The sequence below is a fragment of the Bradyrhizobium sp. Arg816 genome, from assembly GCF_029989365.1.
GTDB lineage: Bacteria > Pseudomonadota > Alphaproteobacteria > Rhizobiales > Xanthobacteraceae > Bradyrhizobium.
In genome coordinates this window covers 103,160-125,727 of the sequence record NZ_JAPRAQ010000023.1, presented here as the reverse complement: position 1 = coordinate 125,727, position 22,568 = coordinate 103,160, and the positions used below count along the sequence as shown (strand labels likewise).

General features: G+C 64.6%; 19 protein-coding genes. 12 read left to right on the top strand and 7 right to left on the bottom strand.

Annotation, left to right across the window (positions count from 1 at the left end; genetic code table 11):
• Positions 1-8: 8 nt before the first annotated feature.
• Positions 9-1,679 (top strand): urocanate hydratase, encoded by a 1,671-nt coding sequence (hutU, locus tag OWC48_RS36570; protein ID WP_282524330.1) that lies wholly within the window; start codon positions 9-11, stop codon positions 1,677-1,679.
• Here hutU and OWC48_RS36565 read toward each other — a convergent pair whose 3' ends face one another.
• Positions 1,680-2,300 carry a TetR/AcrR family transcriptional regulator gene (locus OWC48_RS36565; RefSeq protein ID WP_028170512.1) on the bottom strand — a complete coding sequence of 207 codons (621 nt, stop codon included), beginning with the start codon at positions 2,298-2,300 and terminating at the stop codon, positions 1,680-1,682.
• A 257-nt stretch (positions 2,301-2,557) separates the two neighbouring features.
• Here OWC48_RS36565 and OWC48_RS36560 point away from each other — a divergent pair, with 257 nt between their 5' ends.
• The 8 genes from OWC48_RS36560 to OWC48_RS36525 are packed head-to-tail and all read left to right on the top strand — an operon-like array spanning position 2,558 to position 10,921.
• Positions 2,558-3,418 carry a xanthine dehydrogenase family protein subunit M gene (locus OWC48_RS36560; RefSeq protein ID WP_282524329.1) on the top strand — a complete coding sequence of 287 codons (861 nt, stop codon included), beginning with the start codon at positions 2,558-2,560 and terminating at the stop codon, positions 3,416-3,418.
• Positions 3,415-3,939 (top strand): (2Fe-2S)-binding protein, encoded by a 525-nt coding sequence (locus OWC48_RS36555; RefSeq protein ID WP_282524328.1) that lies wholly within the window; start codon positions 3,415-3,417, stop codon positions 3,937-3,939. The genes OWC48_RS36560 and OWC48_RS36555 overlap by 4 nt, the downstream gene beginning before the upstream one ends.
• On the top strand, positions 3,936-6,311 hold the full coding sequence (locus OWC48_RS36550; protein ID WP_282524327.1) for a xanthine dehydrogenase family protein molybdopterin-binding subunit: 2,376 nt from the start codon (positions 3,936-3,938) through the stop codon (positions 6,309-6,311). Before OWC48_RS36555 ends, OWC48_RS36550 begins: the two co-directional genes overlap by 4 nt.
• A 22-nt stretch (positions 6,312-6,333) precedes the next feature.
• Positions 6,334-7,575, top strand: a complete 1,242-nt coding sequence (locus tag OWC48_RS36545) for an ABC transporter substrate-binding protein (protein ID WP_282524326.1) — start codon at positions 6,334-6,336, stop codon at positions 7,573-7,575.
• A gap of 11 nt (positions 7,576-7,586) precedes the next feature.
• Positions 7,587-8,462, top strand: coding sequence for a branched-chain amino acid ABC transporter permease (locus tag OWC48_RS36540; protein WP_028152185.1), 876 nt, complete (start codon positions 7,587-7,589; stop codon positions 8,460-8,462).
• Positions 8,459-9,457, top strand: coding sequence for a branched-chain amino acid ABC transporter permease (locus tag OWC48_RS36535; protein ID WP_282524325.1), 999 nt, complete (start codon positions 8,459-8,461; stop codon positions 9,455-9,457). The genes OWC48_RS36540 and OWC48_RS36535 overlap by 4 nt, the downstream gene beginning before the upstream one ends.
• On the top strand, positions 9,454-10,209 hold the full coding sequence (locus tag OWC48_RS36530) for an ABC transporter ATP-binding protein (RefSeq protein ID WP_282524324.1): 756 nt from the start codon (positions 9,454-9,456) through the stop codon (positions 10,207-10,209). Before OWC48_RS36535 ends, OWC48_RS36530 begins: the two co-directional genes overlap by 4 nt.
• Positions 10,202-10,921, top strand: a complete 720-nt coding sequence (locus OWC48_RS36525; protein WP_282524323.1) for an ABC transporter ATP-binding protein — start codon at positions 10,202-10,204, stop codon at positions 10,919-10,921. The genes OWC48_RS36530 and OWC48_RS36525 overlap by 8 nt, the downstream gene beginning before the upstream one ends.
• Positions 10,922-11,017: 96 nt before the next feature.
• Here the strand turns inward: OWC48_RS36525 and OWC48_RS36520 are convergent, their stop codons facing one another.
• Complete coding sequence (locus OWC48_RS36520; protein WP_282524322.1) at positions 11,018-13,027, bottom strand: bifunctional diguanylate cyclase/phosphodiesterase; 2,010 nt, start codon at positions 13,025-13,027, stop codon at positions 11,018-11,020.
• Positions 13,028-13,527: 500 nt separating this feature from the next.
• On the opposite strand from OWC48_RS36520, the gene OWC48_RS36515 reads away from it, so the two are divergent.
• Entirely contained in the window at positions 13,528-14,844 is a 1,317-nt protein-coding gene (locus tag OWC48_RS36515) for an esterase family protein (RefSeq protein ID WP_282524321.1), read from the top strand.
• A gap of 19 nt (positions 14,845-14,863) precedes the next feature.
• Here the strand turns inward: OWC48_RS36515 and OWC48_RS36510 are convergent, their stop codons facing one another.
• Together OWC48_RS36510 and OWC48_RS36505 are read right to left on the bottom strand one after the other, a co-directional pair.
• Entirely contained in the window at positions 14,864-15,142 is a 279-nt protein-coding gene (locus OWC48_RS36510) for a Plug domain-containing protein (RefSeq protein ID WP_175618126.1), read from the bottom strand.
• Between the two features lie 63 nt (positions 15,143-15,205).
• Complete coding sequence (locus OWC48_RS36505; RefSeq protein WP_282524346.1) at positions 15,206-16,567, bottom strand: hypothetical protein; 1,362 nt, start codon at positions 16,565-16,567, stop codon at positions 15,206-15,208.
• 373 nt (positions 16,568-16,940) lie between these two features.
• Here OWC48_RS36505 and OWC48_RS36500 point away from each other — a divergent pair, with 373 nt between their 5' ends.
• A complete protein-coding gene (locus OWC48_RS36500; RefSeq protein ID WP_282524320.1) occupies positions 16,941-17,750 on the top strand; it encodes an extracellular solute-binding protein in 810 nt (269 codons plus the stop codon).
• Here OWC48_RS36500 and OWC48_RS36495 read toward each other — a convergent pair.
• From OWC48_RS36495 to pstS, 3 genes are all read right to left on the bottom strand, one after another.
• Positions 17,724-18,422 carry an ABC transporter permease gene (locus OWC48_RS36495; RefSeq protein ID WP_282524319.1) on the bottom strand — a complete coding sequence of 233 codons (699 nt, stop codon included), beginning with the start codon at positions 18,420-18,422 and terminating at the stop codon, positions 17,724-17,726. The two genes, OWC48_RS36500 and OWC48_RS36495, sit on opposite strands and share 27 nt — an antisense overlap.
• Positions 18,423-18,684: 262 nt before the next feature.
• Positions 18,685-19,818, bottom strand: coding sequence for an NAD(P)/FAD-dependent oxidoreductase (locus OWC48_RS36490; RefSeq protein ID WP_404979861.1), 1,134 nt, complete (start codon positions 19,816-19,818; stop codon positions 18,685-18,687).
• Between the two features lie 214 nt (positions 19,819-20,032).
• Entirely contained in the window at positions 20,033-21,085 is a 1,053-nt protein-coding gene (pstS, locus tag OWC48_RS36485; RefSeq protein ID WP_282524318.1) for a phosphate ABC transporter substrate-binding protein PstS, read from the bottom strand.
• A gap of 394 nt (positions 21,086-21,479) precedes the next feature.
• Between pstS and OWC48_RS36480 the strand changes: the two genes are divergently transcribed.
• Entirely contained in the window at positions 21,480-22,331 is an 852-nt protein-coding gene (locus OWC48_RS36480) for a 3-hydroxybutyryl-CoA dehydrogenase (RefSeq protein ID WP_282524317.1), read from the top strand.
• Positions 22,332-22,568: the final 237 nt, after the last annotated feature.

Sequence of the window (22,568 nt, the reverse complement as noted above, 5' to 3'; positions counted from 1 at the left end):
TGCTCCGCATGAACCGCCGACTGGACAATGACCGCACCATCCGCGCCCCCCGCGGCAGCGACATCAGCGCCAAGAGCTGGCTGACGGAAGCGCCCCTGCGCATGCTGATGAACAATCTCGACCCTGATGTCGCGGAGCGCCCGAGCGAGCTCGTCGTCTATGGCGGCATCGGCCGCGCCGCGCGCGACTGGGAGAGCTTTGACCGCATCACGGCGGCCTTGCGCAAGCTCGAAAATGACGAGACGCTGCTGGTCCAGTCCGGCAAGCCGGTCGGCGTCTTCCGTACCCATGCCGATGCTCCGCGTGTGCTGATCGCGAACTCCAACATCGTGCCGCATTGGGCCACGCTCGATCATTTCAACGAGCTCGACCGCAAGGGCCTGATGATGTACGGCCAGATGACGGCGGGCTCCTGGATCTATATCGGCAGCCAGGGCATCGTGCAGGGCACCTACGAGACCTTCGTCGAGGTCGGCCGGCGCCACTATGGCGGCAGCCTCGCGGGAAGATGGATTCTCACCGCCGGTCTCGGCGGCATGGGCGGCGCGCAACCGTTGGCGGCGACCATGGCCGGCGCCTCGATGCTCGCGGTCGAATGCCAGCCGAGCCGCATCGAGATGCGGCTGCGCACCGGCTATCTCGACCGGCAGGCCGCGACGCTCGACGAGGCGCTCGCGATCATGGAAGAGGCAGCAAAGACCAAGAAGGCGGTATCGGTGGGTCTGCTCGGCAATGCCGCGGAGATTTTCCCCGAGCTGGTGCGCCGCGGCGTCAAGCCCGACATCGTCACCGACCAGACCAGCGCACATGATCCGATCAACGGGTACTTGCCAAAGGGCTGGACGCTCGCCGATTGGGAAGCCAAGCGCGCGTCCGATCCGAAAGCTGTCGAGCGCGCCTCAAAAACGTCGATGGTCGAGCACGTCCAGGCCATGCTGGATTTCCATGCGCAAGGCATTCCGACGCTCGACTACGGCAACAACATCCGCCAGATGGCGCTGGACATGGGCCTGAAGAACGCCTTCGATTTCCCGGGCTTCGTTCCCGCCTATATCCGCCCTCTGTTCTGCCGCGGCGTCGGGCCGTTTCGCTGGGCTGCGCTGTCGGGCGACCCCGAGGACATCTTCAAGACCGACGCCAAGGTCAAGGAGCTGATGCCTGACGATAAGCATCTGCACAACTGGCTCGACATGGCCAAGGAACGCATCAAGTTCCAGGGCCTGCCGGCGCGAATCTGCTGGGTCGGCCTTGGCGACCGAGATCGCCTGGGCCTTGCCTTCAACGAGATGGTGGCGCGTGGCGAATTGAAGGCGCCGATCGTGATCGGCCGCGATCATCTCGACAGCGGCTCGGTGGCAAGCCCCAACCGTGAGACCGAGGCGATGAAGGACGGATCGGATGCGGTGTCCGACTGGCCGCTGCTCAACGCGCTGCTCAATTGCGCCAGCGGCGCGACCTGGGTCTCGCTGCATCACGGCGGCGGCGTCGGCATCGGCTACTCGCAGCATGCGGGCATGGTGATCGTCGCCGACGGCACGCCGGAAGCCGCGAAGCGCATTGAGCGTGTGCTGTGGAATGATCCCGCCAGCGGCGTCATGCGCCACGCCGATGCGGGCTATGAGACTGCGATCGATTGTGCCCGTGACAAGGGCCTCGATCTGCCTAGCCTTGCGAAGTAACTAGCCGCTCACCAGCAGCTTCGGCATCGTCATCTTCGCGCCGTCCATGAAGGTCTGGACGGCGTCGCGGACGATCGCGTCGAGATCGGGCGGGATCGGCGTCTCGTAGATGAACTTGCGGATGGCGAGATAGAAAATGCGGCCGTGCAGGCCCCAGAACAGCTCGGTCTCGCGTTCGCTGAGCGGATGGGATTTCGCGTCGGGCAGCTTCAGGTCGTGGCGCAGCTCGGCCGCCGCGGGCTCGATGATCTCGCGTCGGACAATGTCGAGATAACGGCCGGTGATGCCGAACGACTTCATGCCGGAGAAGACGAAGATCCGAACCCAATTGTACTCGAACACGCGTTCGACATAGTCGAGATAGAAGCGCGTCAGCCGCGCCTCGAGCGGCAAGGTTCGGTCGCGGATCATCGGCCCCCAATCGGGCGACCAGCGGCTGAGATAGACCTCCTGGTAGACCCGCTCGATCAGCGCTTCCTTGCTGGGGAAGTGGCGATAGATCGCCGAATGCGTAATGCCCATGCGTTTGGCCAGCTCGCGGGTCTGGCCTTCGAAGCCATGCTCGGCAAAGAAACGGATCGCCTCGTCCACGATCGCGCGCTCGCGGTCGGCCGCGCGCATGTTGCGGCGCTTTGGCGCGGCCTTGCTGCCTGCTTCGGTCCGCCTCCGAACCGGTCGCTTCGCTGACTTCTGCGCTTTTCGGGCCATTTCGTCGCTGTTTAGCAATCTCCGGCTGCCTTCTTAGCCCAAAGGTGCATTTGTAACCAAATGGTCATTTCCTGTTGACCGCCTCCCGGCGGCATGTCAGGATTTTGAGACCAGATGGTTACAAATCTGGCATCCCGGCTGATGAGCCGACGGATCTCGAGGAAACGGCGGTGAAGGCGAGGGCTTTCAGCTATTTTCGTGCTGCGACGATCGACCAGGCGCTGGATGCTCATGCCCGCGCCGGCGATGACGCGCGCTTCATTGCCGGGGGCCAGAGCCTCGTGCCGGCGTTATCGCTGCGGCTACAAGCGCCGCGGTTGCTGATCGACATCACCCATATTGAGGAGCTGCGCGGCGTCCGGCGCGAGGGCGGTTATTTGCGTATCGGCGCGCTGACGCGTCACTGCGAGATGCTGAGCGAGCCGCTGATCGCCGAGTTCGCGCCGCTGCTGCATGCGGCCGCCCCCTTCGTCGCCCATCCCGCGATCCGCAACCGCGGCACCTTTGGCGGCAGCGTCGCGCTCGCCGATCCTGCCTCCGAATTCCCGGCGATGACCCTGGCGCTCGATGCCGAGATCGAGATCGCCGGCCCTTCCGGCAGCCGGCGTGTGAAAGCCGACGACTTCTTCGTCGAGCTGTTCGAAACCGCGTTGCAGCCCGGTGAGCTGATCACCGCGATCTACGTTCCGCTGTTCAAGGCCGATCAGCGCTTTGCATTCGACGAGCTGGCGCGCCGGCGCGGGGACTATGCTCTGGTCGGATGCGGCATGCTTGCGACCTGCACCGGCGAGCGCATCGACGACATCCGCATCTCCTTCTTCTCCGTCGGCAATACGCCGACGCGCGTGAAGGGGGCTGAGGCGACCCTCATTGGCTCGCGCTTGGATGCGGAACGTATCGCCGCCGCACAAGCGGCGCTCGAAGGCGATCTCGCGCCGCCTGACAGCGACGATGTGCCGCCGGCGATGCGGCTGCATCTCGCCCGCGTGCTGCTCGGCCGCCTGCTCGGACGTCTGGGTGAGGGCGCATGAGCGGTTTTGACGAAACCCTTTTGGACGACGCGGACGAGACCGTGCGGGTCCGCTTCGTCGTCAATGGCCGCAAGGTCGCCTGCGAGGTGGCGCCGCGCGAGACGCTGGTCGATTGCCTGCGCAACGCGCTGGAGCTGACCGGCACGCATGCGGGCTGCGAGATGGGGGCCTGCGGCGCCTGCCTGGTGCAGCTCGACGGCCGCGCCGTGCATTCCTGCTTGATGTTCGCGGTGCAGGCCGATGGCGCCAAGATCAATACCATCGAAGGTCTTACCGAGAGCGGCGTGATCGCCGATCTCCAGGCCGAATTCCACCACCGCAACGCGCTGCAATGCGGCTTCTGCACGCCGGGCATGTTGGTCAATGCCCACGAGTTGCTCTCGCAGATCGCGCGGCCCAGCCGCGACGAAATCCGCGACGCGCTGTCTGGTAATTACTGCCGCTGCACCGGCTATGAGGCGATCGTCGACGCCATCGATGCGGTGGCCAAAGCGCGCAAAGAAAGCGGAGGCGGGACATGAGCGCGCCGCTGACCTCGCTCGATCGCCCGAATTCCTATATCGGCCGCTCCGTGCCGCGCCCGAACGCCAAGCGGCTGCTCGTCGGCCGCGGTCGCTATGTCAGCGACCTCCGACTGCCGCGCATGCTCGATGCTGCGTTCCTGCGCAGTCCGCATGCGCACGCGAAGATCGTCGCCATCAATACCGAGCAAGCGCGCGCGCTCGAAGGGGTGCATCTCGTTGCCACCGGCGAGGACCTCGCAAAGATCTGTACGCCCTGGACCGGCACGCTCGACCACTTCAAGGGCATGACGTCGGCTCCGCAATTGCCATTGCCGCTCGACCGCGTGGTCTGGGCCGGGCAGGCTGTGGTGGCCGTCGTTGCCGAGAGCCGGGCCATCGCGGAAGACGCGCTGGAGCTGATCGAGATCGATTACGAGGACCTCCCTGTCGTCGTCGATATCGACCGTGCACGAGAGGCTGGTGGCCCGCTGATCAATCCCGGCAGTGTCAATAACACCTGTTTCCGGGCCCAGCTCGACAATGGCGCCGTTGACGACGCCTTTGCGCATGCCGCGCACGTGGTGGAAGAAGAGTTCTCCTTCGGCCGCCACACCGCGGTGACGCTGGAGCCGCGCGCCATCGTCTCCGACTACGATCCCGCCGCCGATGCGTTGACCGTGCATCACGCGACGCAGACGCCCTACCAGTTCCAGGATCTCTATTCGCGCCACTACGGTATCCCCGAGGCCCGCGTTCGCGTCATCGCGACCGACATCGGCGGCTCCTTCGGGATGAAGCTGCATGTCTATCACGAGGATATGGCGGTGGTCGGCCTGTCGATCCTGCTCGGCCGTCCCGTGAAGTACGTTGCCGACCGCATCGAGTCCTTTGTCTCCGACATCCATGCGCGCGACCATCGCGTTCGCGCCCGCATGGCGCTGGATGCCAAGGGCGAGATCCTGGCGATGGACGTGCTGGACCTGACCGCGATCGGGGCGTTCTCGACCTATCCGCGCACCAGCGTGGTCGAGGGCAACCAGGTGATCCGCTTGATGGGGGCGCCCTACCGTTTCAAGAACTACCGCGCCACGCTGGAGGTGATCTTCCAGAACAAGGTGCAGACCAGCCAGTATCGCGCCGTCGGCCATCCCATCGCCTGCGCCGTCACCGAGCGGCTGGTGGACATGGCGGCGGCCAAGGTTGGCCTCGATCCCTTCGCCATCCGCGCGCAGAACGTCATCGCGGACGATGCCTATCCGCAGACCTCGCCGACCGGCTATCGCTTCGAGGCGCTGTCGCATCAGGCCTGCCTGAAGCGCCTGCACGAGATGATGGGTTATGAGGCGTTGCGCGCCGAGCAGGCCGACTTGCGCGAGCGCGGCATCTATCGCGGCATCGGCATTGCGGCCTTCGTTGAGATCACCAATCCCAGCCCGGCCTTCTACGGCGTCGGCGGCGCGCGCATTTCGTCGCAGGACGGCGCGATCCTCAGCCTGACGCCATCGGGCGAGATCCGCTGCCTGATCTCGGTCACCGAGCAGGGGCAGGGCACCGAGGCGATCATCAGCCAGATCGTGGCCGATCAGCTCGGCCTTGCGCAGGAGCACGTCAAGGTCATCACCGGAGATACCGAGGTGACGCCACATGGTGGAGCGACCTGGGCCTGCCGTGGCGCGGGCATCGGCGGCGAGACCGCGCTGCAGGCAACGCGCGTGCTCAAGCGCAATATTCTGGAGATTGCCGCTCTCATTCTTCAGGAGCAGCCGTCGGCACTCGACATCATCGATGGCGAGGTCGTCGACGCCGTGACCCGGAACCAGCGGATGCCGATCTCCGAGATCGCGCGGATCGCCTATTTCCGCTCCGACACCTTGCCGCCCGGCACACAGGCGCAGCTCACCGTCAGTCATCATTTCGCGCCGCAGGGCTATCCGTTCGCCTTCACCAACGGCATCCAGGGCTGTTCGCTGGAGGTCGATGTCGAGACCGGCTTCATCAAAGTGCTGAAGCACTTCATCGTCGAGGATTGCGGCCGCGTCATCAATCCGATGCTGGTGGACGAGCAGCTTCGCGGCGGCATCGTCCAGGGGTTGGGTGCGGCGCTGTTCGAGGAGTGCCGCTACAGCGAGACTGGCCAGCTCATGAACGGCTCGCTCGCCGACTACCTCGTTCCAATGCCGATGGAGATGCCCGACATCGTCATCGGCCATGTCGAGACGCCGACCGCCGACACCGTGCTCGGCGCCAAGGGGGTTGGCGAGGCCGGCACGGCGGCGGCCTCCGCCTGCGTGCTCAACGCCGTCAACGACGCGCTCACGCCGTTCGGTGCGACGATCAATTCGATCCCGATCACGCCCACAAAAGTCCTGAAAGCCCTGAAACGTTTCTAAAAAAAGACAGTTGGAGGAAATCATGCCAAAATCCGGTTCGACCTCGACCATATCCCGCCGCGCCGCGCTCGCCGGCATCTCCGCCGGCGCCGCTCTGCTCGCCATGCCGCGGCTCGGCCGCGCCGCGGACGAGACGATTCGCATTGGCTTCCCGACGCCGCTGACCGGCCCGTTCGCTGCTGAGGCGCGCGATCAGGTCAAATGCGCCGAGCTTGCCGTCAAGCTCGTCAACGACAAGGGCGGCATCGGCGGCCGCAAGGTCGAGCTCTTGGTGCGTGACGACAAGCTCAATGCCGGCGAAGCCGCGACTCGCACGCTGGAGCTGATCGAGAAGGACAAGGTCCACGCCGTGGTCGGCGCGCTCTCCAGCGCGGTGCAGCTCGCCGTCAACGAGGTCACCCGCGCGCGCGGCGTGATCTACGTCTCGATCAGCCAGTCCGACACCATCAACGAGGCCAAGGATTTCAGCAAATACACCTTCCATGAGGCGCTGAACCCGCACATGACGACGGCTGCCGTGGCGCGGCAGACCTTGAAGAAGGGGATGAAGGTCGCTCATCTCGTCGCGGACTATGCCTACGGCCACGAGATGCTGCGCGGCTTCAAGCGCGCGCAGGCAGCGATCGGCGCGGACAATGTCGGCGAGATCCTGCATCCGTTCGGAGCGGCCGACTATTCCACCTTCATGCCGCGCCTGATGTCGATGCGGCCGGACGTGCTCTGCATCTCCAATTTCGGCCGCGACCAGGCCAACGCGATCAAGCAGGCGGTGGATTTCGGCGTCAAGCAGCAGATGAAGATCGTCGTACCCGTCATCCTGCACAACCAGCGGCTCGCGGTCGGTCCTGATGTGTTCGAGGGCGTGGTCGGCGGGGCCAACTATTATTGGGGGCTGGAGCCGCAGAGCAAGTCGGCAGCAGCCTTCAACGCGGCGTTCAAGGCCGCCAATGGCGGTGCGATCCCGACCGACTACGGCGCCTACGGCTATTCCGGCGTCGGTTCGCTGCTGGCGGCCATGCAGGCCGCCGGCGGCACCGACACCGACAAAGTCATCGATGCTCTCGAGAAGCTGCAATATGATCTGACCAAGGGCCCGCAGCACTACCGCAAATGCGACCACCAGTCGGTGCAGTCGGTGCTGGTGCTGGAGTCCAAGAAGAAATCCGCCATGGCGAACGACAACGACCTGTTTGCGATTCTCGCCAACGATTCGGGCTCCGACGATATGCTGCGCAGCTGCAGCGAGCTCGGCCACGCGATCTGAAGCCTGTCACGATGGACCTGTCGCTGATCATCATGCAGCTTCTTTCCGGGATCGCCCTTGGGGCGGTCCTGGTGATCACTGCGCTTGGACTGACGATCGTGTTCGGCATGCTCGGGGTGGTCAATTTCGCCCACGGCGCGCTGTTCATGATCGGAGCCTATGCGGGGCTGTATCTGGCGTCGCTCACCGGCAGCTTCTGGTGGGGGTTGCTGCTCGCTCCCATCTTGATCGGCGCGTTCGGCATGCTGATCGAGCTCGTCCTGATCCGCAGGCTCTATGGACGCTCGATCGACGATCCGCTGCTGCTCACCTTCGGCCTCAGCTACATCCTGGTCGAGGGCGTGCGTATCGTGTTCGGCAGCGATGGCATTCCGTTTCCGACCCCGCCGCAGCTCGTCGGCGTGCTCGATCTCGGCATCGGCTTCTTCCCGCGCTACCGCCTGTTCGTCATCGCGCTGGTGGCGGTGGTGCTGCTGGTGCTCTGGCTGACGCTGGAGAAGACCCGCATCGGCCTCATTGTGCGCGCGGGCGCCCGCGATCCCACCATCATGCAGGTGCTCGGCGTCGATATCGGCCGGGTCTGGCTCGCGATTTTTGGCCTTGGCGTCGGACTTGCCGCGCTGGGCGGTGTGCTCGCGGGTCCCATGCGCAGCGTCAATCCGGAGATGGGCTCGCTGGTACTGGCGGAGGCCTTCGTCGTGACCGTGATCGGCGGGCTCGGTTCGATCGTCGGCGCGGTGGTCGCCGGCCTCATGGTCGGCATCTCCATCAGCCTGGTGGCGCTGTTCGCACCTGAAATGGCGACCATCGTCATGTTCGCGCTGATGGCGATTGTGCTGCTGATCCGCCCGCAAGGCCTGTTCGGCGTGAGAGGGAGGACCGCGTGACGTCACCATCGAGCGGCGAAGCGGTCGCCAAGCCCTCGTCCAGCGGGCTCGGCTGGATTCTCGAGCAGCGCGTCCTGCTCTCCATCGCGGTGCTGGCCGTGCTGCCATGGCTGCTGCCGTCCCAGGCACTGGCCGTCAACGTCCTGATCTACGGCGTCGTGGTGATGGGCTACAACCTGCTGTTCGGCTACACCGGGCTGCTGTCGTTCGGGCAGGCGGCGTTCTTCGGCGCGGGCGCCTACTTCACCGGCATTGCGATCGGCCGCTACGGCGTGCCCTGGTTCGCCGCGGTGCCGATCGCCGTCCTCCTGAGCACCGGCCTTGCCGCCGCAATCGGCATCGTCTCGACGCGCACCCGCGGCATCTATTTTTCCATGGTGACGCTGGCGCTGGCGCAGCTCGTCTACTACGTCGCGCTGCAGGCCTCGTCCTTCACGGGCGGCGAAAACGGCCTGCGCGGCTTCACCGTCGACCGCATCAACCTGTTCGGCTTCCCCGTCAATTTCCTCGACCCCGTCAACAAATATTATGTGCTGATGGCCTTCGCGGCGCTCGCGATGTGGTTCCAGTCGCGGATCCTGAACTCGCCGTTCGGCGCCGTCATCGAGGCCATCCGCGAAAACGAGCAGCGGGCACGAGCGTGCGGCTATGACGTCGAGCGCAGCAAGCTGATCGTGTTCATGCTGTCGGGTGCGATCTCCTCGCTCGGCGGCTGCATGCTGGCGCTGCACCTGTCGATCGTGCCGCTGGACCTTTTGCACTACCAGACCTCGGGCATGATCGTGATGATGGTGCTGCTCGGCGGCGCCCGCAGCTTCTTCGGGCCCTTCGTCGGCGCGGCGAGCTTTCTGATCCTGGAGGATGTCATCTCGCTCTGGACGCCGCATTGGCAGATCTTCGTCGGCGCGATCTTCGTGCTGTTCGTGCTGTTCCTGCCCAAGGGGATCTGGGGAACGCTGCTCGACACGCTCGGCATCGGAAAGGCGCGGCCATGAGCGGCGAACTGCTTCGCATCGAGGGGGTCGGCAAGCGTTTTGGCGGCTTTGTCGCGCTCGAAGACATTACCGTGTCCTTTGCGGCGGGACAGCTCACCTCGATCATCGGACCGAACGGCGCCGGCAAGAGCACCTTCTTCAACATCCTCTCCGGCGCGCTGACCCCGACATCGGGTACGCTGCACTTCAGGGGACGCGAGCTGAACGGCCTGCCGCAGCACCGCTTCGTGCATCAGGGCATCTCGCGCTCCTACCAGATCACGAACATCTTTCCGGACTTGTCCGTGCACGAGAATGTGCGCGTGGCGGCGCAGGCGCTGACCGTGAGCTACGACATCTGGCGCAACCGCGCCCGGCTGACGGAGCTGAACGCGCGCGCCGACGCGGCGCTTGAGGCGGTCGGACTGCTCGGCAAGCGCGGTGAATTGGCAAAATTCCTCTCGCACGGCCAGCAGCGCGCGCTGGAGATCGCGATCGCGCTGGTCTCCGAGCCCGAGCTGCTGCTGCTCGACGAGCCCACCGCCGGCATGGGTCCGGAAGAGACCAAGGACATGGTCGCGCTGCTCGAGCGGCTCGCGGAGAAGCGCACCGTGCTGCTGGTGGAGCACAAGATGAAGATGGTGCTGGGCCTGTCCAAGCGCGTCGTGGTGCTGCACCACGGCCGCTTGCTCGCCGACGGCGCGCCCGATGAGATCAGGAGCAATCCGGAAGTCCGTCGGGTCTACCTCGGACAGAGTGAAGGCTATGGCTGAGACCCCGCTGCTCGAAATCAATGATCTCCACGCCTGGTATGGCGCAAGCCATATCCTGCACGGCATTTCCCTGCACGTGAAGGAGGGCGAGGTGGTCGCTCTCGTCGGCCGCAACGGCGCCGGCAAAACCACGACCTTGCGCTCGATGATGGGTCTGATGCCGAAGGCCACCGGCCGCGTGCGCTTTGCGGGCAGGGAGCTACTGCCGCTCCGCGCTCATCAGCGATTCCACCTCGGTTTGGCCTATGTGCCGGAGGAGCGCCGCATCGTTCCCGGGCTCTCCGTGCGCGAGAACTTGCGGCTCGGCCTGGTCGCGGCCGGAAGCGAGATCGAGGAGCGCGCCGCGATCGACGAGATCGCCGAAACCTTTCCGCGCCTGAAGGAACGCCTCGATCAGGAGGGCGTCACGCTTTCGGGCGGCGAGCAACAGATGCTCGCGATCGCCCGCGCGCTGATCGCAAAGCCCAAGATGATCCTGCTCGACGAGCCCTCGGAAGGCATCATGCCCGTCCTGGTCGAGGAGATGGGCGTGCTGTTCCGCCGCCTGCGCGACGAGGGCAAGACACTGCTGCTGGTCGAGCAGAACGTCGAATGGGCCCTGCGGCTGGCCGACCGCGCCGTGATCATCGACCAGGGTGAGGTGGTGCACGAGAGCAGCGCGGCGGCGCTGCTGGCGGACAAGGACATCCAGGAGCGCTATTGCGCGGTGTGACGACTCCGGAGGGCGTTTCGACGCATGTGATGCGGACGATTGACAGGCAGCAATTTAATTTGTCAGCGCTACGCGTGCGGATTGAGATCTGGCCTCTCAGGCCACGACCTTGGCGCCGGCGTCGCCGAGACGCTGGCGTTCCTTTGCGAGATAGTCACCGATCGCATCGCCCGACATCGGCTTTGCGAAGTAGTAGCCCTGGATGAAGTCGCATCCGAGGCGGCGCAGGCTGTCGAGCTGCGCGCGAGTTTCGACGCCCTCGGCGACGCAGGCGATCTCCATGTCGTCGCACAGGCCGGCGAGAGACTTGATGATCTTGTGACTCACCGGATTTTCGTTGATGTCGGCGACGAAGCTGCGGTCGATCTTGATCTTGTCGAGCGGCAGCCGATGCACGTGGCTCAGCGAGGAATAACCGGTGCCGAAATCGTCCAGTGAAATGCCGCAGCCCATGGCCTTCAGCGTCGCGATCGACTGCTGGGCGCGCACGAAGTCGAAGGTGACGGCGGTCTCGGTGATCTCGAAGTCGATCCGGTGCGGCGGCAACCCGCTCTTCTCGATGATCGAGATCAGCGGCAAAATCCCCTCGGCTGCGCAGACATCGTGAGCGGAGAGGTTGAACGACAGGCGGATGTGGTCGGGCCAGGTCCTTGCCGTCGCGAGCGCGCGGACCAGCAGCGCCTGCGTCAACGGCCGGATCAAGCCGATCCGCTCCGCGGCCGGAATGAAGTCGGCCGGTGAGACAAGGCCGAGGCGGGAGCTGTGCCAGCGCGCCAGGACTTCGAAGCCGGCGGTGTGCTCGCTCATGGCGTCCACGATCGGCTGGAACACCAGGTCCATCTCGGTGCTGAAATCGGCGGTGCGGAGCAAGTTCTCGATGACGCCGCGGCTGCGGATCTCGGCCTCGAGCTCACTCGAGAAGATCACTGTGCGGCCGCGGAGATGGCGCTTGGCGTGATAGAGCGAGTAATCAGCGCATTCATAGAGCGCTTCGGCGCTGGTCGCCGAGCTCGGGAACAGCGCGAAGCCGATCGAGCAGGACAGCCCGGTATGGGCGGTGTCGAGCTGGTAGGGGAGCTTGACCTGTTCGCCGATGCGCTGGCCCAGCCGCATCAAATCGTCATCTTCGGGATCGCCGCAGACCACGAGGCCGAACTCGTCGCCGCCGAGCCGGGCAAATTCCACCCGCTGCGGGCCGAAGCCCTCGCAAACTTCGCGGATGCGGCGCCCGGCTTCGATCAGGACGCGATCGCCGACCGAGTGGCCGTAATTGTCGTTGATCGGCTTGAAGCCGTCGAGGTCGATGATCCCCACCGCGACACGAACGCGCCTGCGCTCGGCGTCGGTGAAGGCGCTCGACAGCTCGGCGAAGAAGCGGCGGCGGTTCGGCAGCTCGGTGAGGGAATCGAGATTGGCGAGGCGGAAGTTCTCGTCCGACAGCGCTTGCGTCGCCGCCTGCTGCGCCAGCAGCGATTTGCGGCTCGAGACGAGATCGGCGAAGTCGCGATAGTAGATGAAGAGCACCGTCACCATCGCGCCGGAGACGAGAAGGTTATTGACCGCGATCGCCTTCAGCGTCGGTTCGCCGGTGGCCCAGAAGAATAGCACATAGGGAACGTCGACGACGAGCGTCACGATCAACGCCGCGGAACGCAGATGCATCAGCGAAAAGATGCAGCCGATCACGGTCACCGCCATGTAGAAGGCGACCTGGCTCTTGGCGAAGGCATCGCCGTAAGGGTACAGCGCAAAAGACCATGCGGTGAAGCCGGCGCCGATTGGCAATGTCATCCAGTTGGTGGCGCGCAGATTGCGCAGGATATCGGCATCGCTCCGCACAAGGTGCCGCTGGCGCAGCCACCAGGCGGTCCGAAGCGCGGCGAGCACGGTGAGCACGCTCGGCACGATCAACGTCAGCCAGTCCGGCGCCACGTTGACATAGGTGTAGGCGACGGCGATCGTGTTGCTCATCAGGATGAAATAGAGCAACGGGATCTGCTTGGAGAAGGCGTCGAACTGCGCGCGCGTCAGGTCCGGGTTATCGGCCGGCACGCGAAACAGCCGCATCGTGGCGGCGAGCTGAGACGTCAAACTGGCGACAGGCATTGCAATACGCGCCCCGGATCCCTTCAAAACGGCGGCGATCTTGCACGACGGGGGTAAAGGTCGCGTTAGGTGGGGGCTGTACGAAAAACCAGCGCAGGTTGCGCGCTGCCACGGGATTTTCCAGCCGCGTGCATTGGTGAGATCGTGTTAAGGATATCCGGCGGCGGAGGCGCGTGTCTCAGGCACGCCTCGCCCGCAGCCAGCCGCAGGTACGATCTGCTAACCATGCGAGACCTTGGCTATTTCACGTCAGCGACGGCGCATTGCTGTGCGGTCAGCCGACGCGCGTGCTTGCGCAAGCTGCGTCGTACGAGCTGCGGCAGCAACGGCCTCGCATCCGGAAAAATTCATGAAGCATGCACGGAATAACGGTCGCCGTTCGGTTTGAGCATGGCGGCTATCGCTGGAATGCGGACCCTTGCGGTTTGACCGCGTGCAGGCGGCCCGCCATACTTTGCGTCAAGGCGAGCCAGAAAGACTTGTCGGCACCGGGAGCTGAAATGACCCATTCATTCTCCGTCCTCGCGGGGACGCTGATTTCCCTCGTCTCCTTCACTTCAATTGCACTGTCGCAGCCGGCCTGCGTCACTCAGAACATGGCTGTGCCGCCCGGGGCCAACACCACCGACAAGGCGGCACCGTTCTTCATTGACACGACGGGCCTCGATTTCAAGACGGCGCCGCCGACGCGCGATCCCTCGAACCCCAACTATCCGCGCGCGACCGAACTGCCCGACGGAACGCTGCCGCCGTCCGGCGCCGAGGGCAATTTCATCATCGGGCCTACCCACAATCCCGCGCCGGAGACGATTGCGAAGGAAGGCGTACCACGCGGCATGACAAAATCCTTCACGCTGACGTCGAAGGAGAGCACGATCTACAATCCCGGCCTGATCCGCGACGACGTCGCCGGCTGCACCAATTCTTCGATCATGACGACCGTCACCGCGCCGGATGACAAGTCGCACATGATCGTCACCACCAGCCATCCTGGAATCTGGTCGCGCACGATCGACGTCTACGTGCCCGCGCAATATGTCCGCGGCACCGAGGCGCCGTTCATCGTGGTCGGCGACGGCGGCTCCAACGCCTACAAGGATCTCGCCACGACGCTCGATAATCTGATCGCGCAGCGCCGCGTGCCGCCGATGATCGCGATCCAGATCGGCAACGGCGGCCAGGACGCGCAGGGCAGCCAGCGTGGCCGCGAATACGACGCGGTGTCAGGCGCGTATGCGCAATTCGTCGAGCGCGAGGTGCTGCCTCTGGTCGAAAGGAGTGCCGACGTCAGGCTGACCAGAAATCCGGACGGGCGCGCGACCATGGGGCTGAGCTCAAGCGGGGCTGCGGCCTTCACCATGGCGTGGTTCTATCCCGATCTCTATCACCGCGTGCTGGCCTTCTCGCCGACGATGGTCAACCAGCAATGGCCGCACGATCCGTCGCTGCGTGGCGGCGCCTGGGAGTATCACAGCGCATGGACAGGGCCGGCGGGTCCCAACCTCATATCAAAGGCCGGCGTGCTGACGCCGGCCGAGCCGCCCGGCGTGCCCCTGATCGTCGCCGCGCCGGCGAAGCCGATCCGCTTCTGGTTCTTCGGCGGCGATCAGGACCTGTTCTATCCGAACCCCACCATTCCCGACGGCATGCACGACTGGACTTTGTCGAACGCGCTGATGGCGAAGGTGCTGGCGGAGAAGGGCTACCACTACCAGTTCCTGTTCGTGCGCAACGCCAAGCACGTCGACCGGCCGACGATCGCGCAAACGCTGCCGTCGGCGCTGGAGTGGGTCTGGAAGGGCTATCCGATCCCCTGAACGCGAAGTCGCGCGAAATCTAGCGGCCAATCCCAATCGTCACGCCGGCGGTCGAGCGCATGGCGTCCCGGAGGGTCGTCGCGTTCATGTCGTCAAGGATCTGACGCGTCAGCACGGTGGTCTGGCCGGGCGTGTTGAGGATCGTCTGGCCGCGCGAGGTGGAGAGCCGGTCGGCCTTGTAGGGCGCGGCCGGATCGGTGGCGGGCGCATGGTGCGGGCGTTTGCTGGACGCCGCAAAGGCCCCTTGCGAGATGCAGAGGGCGGCGATCACGACCAGGCGCAATGATCTTGCTGGCATGCGGCCTCCCATGTCCAAGGCGTCAGCCTAGCATATGGCGGGCATGGTCGCAGAGGACAAGGGTCAGGCGAGTGCGGCCTGGCGTTCCCGTATCGGTTCGCGGGTCCGGTCGGGGTTACGCGGCTCGGCGAGCTGGGTAAAGCTGCGGTGACCCGCCGACGCGGGCGCCTCGACGACGACGCCCTCGCAGACGATCTGCCCGCCCGACATCCTGAATTCGAGCTTGTCGTAACGTGGCATGGTCTCGCCGGGCGCGGGCGGCAGCAGCTCGACGCGGCCCTGGATGTTCAGCGCGGCGTCGCCGGCGCCGTGAAGCCGCGGATTCCACATCCTGATCCCGGTCTCCGCCCAGCGCTGCCGGATCAACGTGGCGCGGTCTATGGGTTCCACGACCTTTGCGCGCGTCTTCGGCGCGCTGGGGATCACCGGAGCGGGGGACTCGGAGACCGGCTCCGGCGCGACATGCGTGACGACGCTCGCTGTGTCGGCAGAGGGACCCTCCGCTGCGACCGGGGCGGAATCGTTGGCCGGGACCGGCTCGATCTCCATTGCGACGATCGGCAAGGGAGCGCTGTCGATGCTGCTCTCGGAGGCTTCCTCCGCCGAGGCGTCGCTGTCCGCAAGCGCGACACACGAGTCTTCCACGGCAGACGGCTCAACATCGGCGACGTCGGCGGAGGTATCGTCGTTGACGGCGGGAACGGGGGCATCAACCGGAGCGGTCTCGATGTCGAAAGATGAGACCAGCGCCTCCTCTACGACGACAAGCTCCACCTCGGCTGAGAGTTCGGGAGATGGATCGCTGCCGATAACGGGCTCGGAAACGTTGGCCTGCCGGCTCTCGGCCTCGACAGGCGACAGCCGCGCCTCTTCAACGATGATGGGTTCAACGATCTCCGGAAGTTCCACAGATGGGTCGCTGCTGACGAGCTCGGGAGCATCGACCCGGCCGCTCTCGATCTCGACAACCGGGACCGGTGTCTCTTCTACGACGACGGGTGCGACGTTGGTCTGGAGTTCCGCAGGTGGATCGTTGGTGACGAGATCATGAGCATCGATGGCCTCGCTCTCCACTTCGACTGGCGAGACCGAAACCTCTTCGAGGACGACCGACTCGACCTCTGTCGGCGCTTCCAAGGATGAATCGTTGGCGATGCTGATATCAGTTGGCGCTGCGGAGGGGATCTCCGGGATGACAGAGATAGCCGCGCGATCCTCGGCGAGCGGACTAGCAACGGCGATTTCGGTGTCACTGCGCAGCGGGCTCGTGCTGGTGCTGTCGGGAGCCGCAACAGCTTCTGCGATGTCGGCAACGATTGCCGGCGACTCGCTTGCCGCGATCGGCACGACGTCGATGCTGCCGCCGTGCGGCAAGGGCCTAAGCCGGGTGAACGCCCATTTCACCGCAGGAATGCGGCGCAGCAACGATATCAGTCTCGAAAGCACAGGGAGTTGTCCAAGAGGTACTCGGCGTGAAGCAATCGCTGATTCGCCAGCAATGCAAAAAACTGCCCCGGCCGTCACATCAATGTCAATGTAGGTGGGACCAATTGCAGAACATCGGTGCGAGGTCAGGGTCCGCAATCCCAGAGGCTTCGACACCGTGACGCTCGCGTATGTCATCGATGACGACAAGCTTTGGCTGCACGAAGACGATTGGGTGAAGGAGCCGGGGCCACAGGCGATCCGCGCCGTCATGCGGTACTGCCCCGACCGCTGATCCTGAGCCGAACGTCGGGGCTTCCCGGCGTCGTCCTTCCTGGCGTAATTTGAAACGTCTGGAAAGTGGGGACGACGCATGAAGAAGCTTGCCGCCATCGCAGCGGTTCTGGCCTGGTCGACATGCGCATTCGCGCAGGATCGCACCATCACCGTGGCCTCGACGACGTCGACGGAACAGTCGGGCCTGTTTGGTTACCTGCTGCCGTTGTTCTCGAAGGCGGAGGGCATCGAGGTGAAGGTCGTTGCCGTCGGCACCGGCCAGGCGCTCGATATCGGGCGGCGCGGCGATGCCGACGTGGTGTTCGTGCATGACAGGCCTGCCGAGGACAAGTTCATGTCCGAGGGGCAGGGCGTGAAGCGCTTCGATGTCATGTACAATGACTTCATCATCGTCGGTCCGAAGAGCGATCCCGCAAAGATCGCCGGCGGCAAGGACGTCACGGATGCGCTGCGCAAGATCGCGGCGGCAAAGGCAACCTTCATCTCGCGCGGCGACAAGTCCGGCACCCATGCGGCCGAGCTGAGATTGTGGAAGGAGGCGGGCGTCGATATCGGCGCCGGCAAGGACAGTTGGTATCGCGAGATCGGCCAGGGCATGGGTCCGGCGTTGAACATGGCCTCGTCGTCGAATGCCTATCTTCTGTCGGACCGCGGCACCTGGCTGTCGTTCAAGAACCGGGGCGAGCTTGCCGTCCTGACCGAGGGCGACAAGCGGCTGTTCAACCAGTACGGCGTCATGCTGGTGAATCCGGCCACGCATGCGAACGTGAAGGCGAAGGACGCACAGGCCTTCATCGACTGGCTGGTCTCGCCGAAGGGGCAGGATGCGATCGCCGGCTACAAGGTCGGCGGCGAGCAGCTATTTTTCCCCAACGCGTCCCACTAGCAGGAAGGCGACGGTCGACACCGCCACACTGAGCGCGAGCAGGATCAGCCCGAGCCCGAGGGCCAGCGGCAGGTCGCCCTTGCTGGTCTCCAGCGCGATCGCGGTCGTCATCGTGCGCGTGAAGCCGCGGATGTTGCCACCGACGATGATGATCGCGCCGACCTCGGCGATCGCGCGTCCGAAAGCCGCGAGAAAGGCCGTCAGCAGGGACGTTCGGCCGAGCGCGAACAGCAGGCCGATGCTGCGCAGTGTCGATAGTCCGTCGATCCGCGCGAGGTCGCCATACTCGGCCCAGAGCAGGCTCGCCGGCCGGTGCACCAGCGCGACCACGATCGGGGTCGCGAGCAGGGTCTGCGCGATCACCATGGCGGTTGCCGTGAACAACAGTCCGGCTGCCCCAAGCGGGCCGGACCGCGACAGCAGAAGATAGAGCGCAAGCCCGACCACGACCGGCGGAAGGCCGAGCAGCGCGTTGGTCAGCACGATGACGACCTGTCGCCCGCGGAATCGGGTGATCGCGAGCAGGGCCCCGAAGGGCGCGCCGATCAGCAGCGCGACGATGCCGGCGGTCAGGCTGACACGAACCGACAGTGCGACGATGCCGAGCAGCTCGGCGTCGGCCTCGCCGATCAGCGTGAGCGCGGCGCCGACGGATCGCGCGAAATCGTTCATCCGGCCGGACGCTTTGGCGTCGGGCAGAATGCCTCGGGTTCGTCGATGTCGAGGCCGCGCAATCGCTTCACGGACTGGTCCCTGCGAGTCTTGTTCAACGACAGAATACCGGGCAGGAACGATTTGAAAACGCGATTCATCCAAAAAAAGAACGTCGGTGCCGTGTTATGCAGGCTTCCGGGACGTGATCTGAGCCGTGCTTCGCTCTTCGGTGGCTCCGCCCCGAGATGTCCCATATGGAGCGCTTCGATGGTCGGTCTGCTCAGGCGGTGCGATCGATCGCGAAGTCGTCAAGTAGCGGAGAGTTGCCTCCGGAGCAAAACGTCGCGAGCAGTTCAGCCGCAAGATAACTGAACGTAATGCCGTTGCCGCCGTAACCATAGGCGGCGAAAATGTTCTTCTGGCCGGGCACCGCGCCGATGAGCGGCAATCCGTCCTGCGTCGTGTCGAACGCCCCCGACCAGCAATAGTCGATCTTGTGGGATGATCGAGGCCAAAGCGCCCCAAGCGTCTGCCTCAGGCGTTCCCGCTTGGCAGGGGTGAGCGCCTCGCGCGCCTGCGGTTCGATCGCGGAATCATCATCCTCACCGCCGAAAATGATCCGGCCGTCCGATGTGCTGCGGGCATAGTGGTAGTCATGGCTCGCTTCCCAGATCAGCGCGTCTTCGGGCCACAGATTTTGGGGTTGAGGCTCTGTGGCAATGGCCCAGCTCGAGGCCGGGCGCTGGATGGTCGGACGCACGATGCTGGGCATCACGTAACCCGTACACAACACCACGCGGTTCGCCTCGATCTCGTGGCCGCCGTCGAGGCCAACGGCGACCTTGGCGCCGGCACTTTCAAAAGCCGTCGCGTTGGCTTGCCGGACAAGGGCCCCCCGTCCGATGGAAATCTTCAGAAGTCCGTGAGTGAGCTCGACAGGATCGGCATCTGCGGCAAGCGGCGACAGGATCGCACCCGCGCGGGCAACCTCAAACCGGCGGAGCAGTGACGCGTGATCGAGAAATACGCCGGGCAGATCGGCGCGCGCTCTCAGATCAGACTCCTCTTTCAGGGATTTTCCGCTGTCATCAACTACAAGGTAGAGTGAAAGCCGATCTCTGATGTGGCATGGGATGCGATAGTGGCGCGTCAACGACAACAAGCCCTGGACGGCGCGGAGGCTCGCCGTGTAGCAACGCGCCGCGCGTTCGAATCCGTAGGCCTGGGTAAGCTCGGACAACGGTCGATCGATTTCCCAGAGCAACATCGCGGTGCTTGCGCCGGTACTGCCATGTCCGGGAGTTTCCCGGTCGATGACGACGACCTCGTGCCCGCGACGGGTGAAGCTTTCGGCGATCATAGCGCCGGTGATCCCCGCACCGATAACCAGGACGTCGCATGCGAAGCTTCCGATGACGGGTCGAACGTCTGGTCCGCCGCTCGTGACCCAGGGGGTTACCGAACTCCTGAGGTCACCGTGGTCGATGTCTTCATCGTCGGAAAAGATCGCAAGGCCTCCAACCGGCCGAGTTCAGGCCCGGTGCCAGCTCAACGTGCTCGACGCGCGCAAGGTTCCAGCGGGGAATGGCCTGCCGGCGATTGATCTCTGACCAGGCTTGCTTCGAGCCTCAGCGCTTGACCGCAGCCGATGCCGAGATCGTGGACGCACCAAGGCTCTGCTCCCAGTAACGCTCGATCTGGTCGACCAGGGCGGCCGGCAGCGGCACGTAATTGAGCGTCTCGGCCTGGGCCTTTCCGTTCTCCAGCGACCAGCGCATGAAGTCGATGGTGGCTGCCGATCGTTCCTCGGATTTCGGCGCCTTCGGCATCAGCACGAACGTCGTGGCTGTGATGGGGTAGGCGTCTTCGCCGGGCGCGTTGGTCAGCACGAGATGGAAACCTTTCTCCGCCCTCCAGTCCGCGCTCGAGGCCGCCGCCTGGAACGATGCGGCGTCGGGGACGACGAAATTGCCGGCGCTGTTCTGCACGACGCCGAAAGAAATCTTGTCGAGCCGTTGCAGGGCGTAAGTGTATTCGAGATAGCCGATCGAGCCCGGAACGAGGCTGACGAGCGAGGCGACGCCATCATTGCCCTTGCCGCCGAGACCAAGCGGCCACTCGACCGAGGTGCCTTCGCCCACGCTCGACTTCCACTGCGGGCTGACCTTCGAGAGGTAGTTCGACCAGTTGAACGTCGTGCCGGATCCGTCCGTGCGATGAACCACCGTGATTGCAGTGTTCGGCAGCCTGATGTCGGGGTTGATCGCGCGAATGGCCGGATCGTTCCATGATTTCAGCTTGCCGAGATAGATGTCGGCGAGCATCTGGCCGGTGAAGCGGATCTGGCCGGGCTTGACCCCATCGATATTGACGACCGGCACGACGCCCCCGATCACGATCGGGAATTGCATCATGCCGAGCCTGTCCAGCTCCTTGGGATCGAGCGGCATGTCGCTTGCGCCGAAGTCGACGGCCTCTTTCTTGATCAGGCTGACGCCGATGCTGGAGCCGACCGCTTGATAGCTGACGGTGTTGCCGGTCTTCGTCTTGTATGCGTCGATCCATTTCGCCATCACAGGCGAAACGAAGGTTGAGCCGGCTCCCTTGGTCTCGGCCGCCAGGCTTTCCGTGGCGACGAGCAGAGCGGTGAAGATGATTGGTAGCGCAATATGTTTCTTCATGTGCGCGACGCTAGCAGGCTGGGCACGAAGCCGGTGTGGCCTATGTCACAAGAGTGTAACGGTGCATCCTATTGCCATTTAGCCGAAATTCTATTTTTGCTAAAGGGCCATTGTGTGGCCGAGGCCGGAATGCCCCAGGGCCGGCGCCCGGGTCCTCTTTGCGCCGCGGGCCTCGTCCCGGGGGCGGGACCTGACGCAAAACCGGGCCCACGTGGCCCGCAGGAATGCCAAATCGTACGCTTTAGCGACGGAAGAGCGGCTTTATTCCCGCCTCGGATGCTTTATGGAAGGGCAGGATCAGGTCGCACCCGCCCGGCGGCGGTGCTAGACCCTGATGCAGGAACAATGGGGCCGGGCCGTCTGGCACGCCCGCAAGGATGAAGGATACGCGGCAATGATCAACACGGTTGGCATCATCGGGGCAGGGACCATGGGGAACGGCATCGCGCAGATTTGTGCCGCGGCCGGGCTCTCGGTCGTGATGGTCGACATCTCCGATGCGGCGGTGAACCGCGGGCTGTCGACCGTCGGCGGCAGCCTCGAGCGCCTGGTCAAGAAGGAGAAGATGTCGGCGGCCGATCGCGAGGCGGCTCTCAAGCGCATCACCGGCACCACCGATCGCGCGAAGCTCGCCGATTGCGACCTGGTCATCGAGGCCGCGACCGAGAACGAGGAGCTCAAGGTCAAGATACTGAAGGACCTCTGCGCCACGCTGTCGCCGCGCACGCTGCTCGCGACCAACACCTCCTCGATCTCGATCACGAAGCTTGCCGCCGCAACCGATCGTCCCGATCGCTTCATCGGCATGCACTTCTTCAACCCGGTGCCGGTGATGGCGCTGCTGGAACTCATCCGCGGCTTGCAGACCTCCGACGACACCCACGCCAAGGCGCTGGATTTCGCCAAGCGGGTCGGCAAGGTGGCGATCACGGCCAAGAACAGCCCCGGCTTCGCCGTCAATCGCATCCTGTGCCCGATGATCAACGAGGCGATCTTTGCGCTCCAGGAAGGGATCGCGACCGCCGAGGAGATCGACGCCGGCATGAAGCTCGGCTGCAACCATCCGATCGGGCCGCTGGCGCTCGCCGATCTCGTCGGGCTCGACACCATGCTCTCGGTGATGGAGGTCTTCTATAAGGGCTTCAACGACCCCAAATACCGTCCGGCCCCCTTGCTCAAGGAAATGGTCGATGCCGGCCATCTCGGCCGCAAGACCGGGCAGGGCTTTTACAGCTACGGTACTTAATCACGGAGCCGGGTGCTAAGGACCCGCGGTGCCGTAGGGTGGGCAAAGCGAAGCGTGCCCACCATTGTCGCGATTGGAGAGAGAGGGTGGGCATGGCGCAAGTGCGCCTTTGCCCACCCTACGATTCTGATCAAGGTGCGGGCGCCGGACTCGAAACGCCCGCCGCTCGATCCCGCAATTTGCGCTGCGACAAAGACGCCGCGCGCAATTGGCCCGACAATGTCGAACGGGCGGCCC

Excerpts from the sequence above, each read along its gene's own strand:
- hutU (WP_282524330.1), top strand. The coding sequence starts at position 9 with ATGAACCGCCGACTGGACAATGACCGCACCATCCGCGCCCCCCGCGGC.
- OWC48_RS36565 (WP_028170512.1), bottom strand. The coding sequence starts at position 2,300 with ATGCGCGCGGCCGACCGCGAGCGCGCGATCGTGGACGAGGCGATCCGT.
- OWC48_RS36555 (WP_282524328.1), top strand. The coding sequence starts at position 3,415 with ATGAGCGGTTTTGACGAAACCCTTTTGGACGACGCGGACGAGACCGTG.
- OWC48_RS36550 (WP_282524327.1), top strand. The coding sequence starts at position 3,936 with ATGAGCGCGCCGCTGACCTCGCTCGATCGCCCGAATTCCTATATCGGC.
- OWC48_RS36545 (WP_282524326.1), top strand. The coding sequence starts at position 6,334 with ATGCCAAAATCCGGTTCGACCTCGACCATATCCCGCCGCGCCGCGCTC.
- OWC48_RS36540 (WP_028152185.1), top strand. The coding sequence starts at position 7,587 with ATGGACCTGTCGCTGATCATCATGCAGCTTCTTTCCGGGATCGCCCTT.
- OWC48_RS36530 (WP_282524324.1), top strand. The coding sequence starts at position 9,454 with ATGAGCGGCGAACTGCTTCGCATCGAGGGGGTCGGCAAGCGTTTTGGC.
- OWC48_RS36525 (WP_282524323.1), top strand. The coding sequence starts at position 10,202 with ATGGCTGAGACCCCGCTGCTCGAAATCAATGATCTCCACGCCTGGTAT.
- OWC48_RS36520 (WP_282524322.1), bottom strand. The coding sequence starts at position 13,027 with ATGCCTGTCGCCAGTTTGACGTCTCAGCTCGCCGCCACGATGCGGCTG.
- OWC48_RS36515 (WP_282524321.1), top strand. The coding sequence starts at position 13,528 with ATGACCCATTCATTCTCCGTCCTCGCGGGGACGCTGATTTCCCTCGTC.
- OWC48_RS36510 (WP_175618126.1), bottom strand. The coding sequence starts at position 15,142 with ATGCCAGCAAGATCATTGCGCCTGGTCGTGATCGCCGCCCTCTGCATC.
- OWC48_RS36500 (WP_282524320.1), top strand. The coding sequence starts at position 16,941 with ATGAAGAAGCTTGCCGCCATCGCAGCGGTTCTGGCCTGGTCGACATGC.
- OWC48_RS36495 (WP_282524319.1), bottom strand. The coding sequence starts at position 18,422 with ATGAACGATTTCGCGCGATCCGTCGGCGCCGCGCTCACGCTGATCGGC.
- pstS (WP_282524318.1), bottom strand. The coding sequence starts at position 21,085 with ATGAAGAAACATATTGCGCTACCAATCATCTTCACCGCTCTGCTCGTC.
- OWC48_RS36480 (WP_282524317.1), top strand. The coding sequence starts at position 21,480 with ATGATCAACACGGTTGGCATCATCGGGGCAGGGACCATGGGGAACGGC.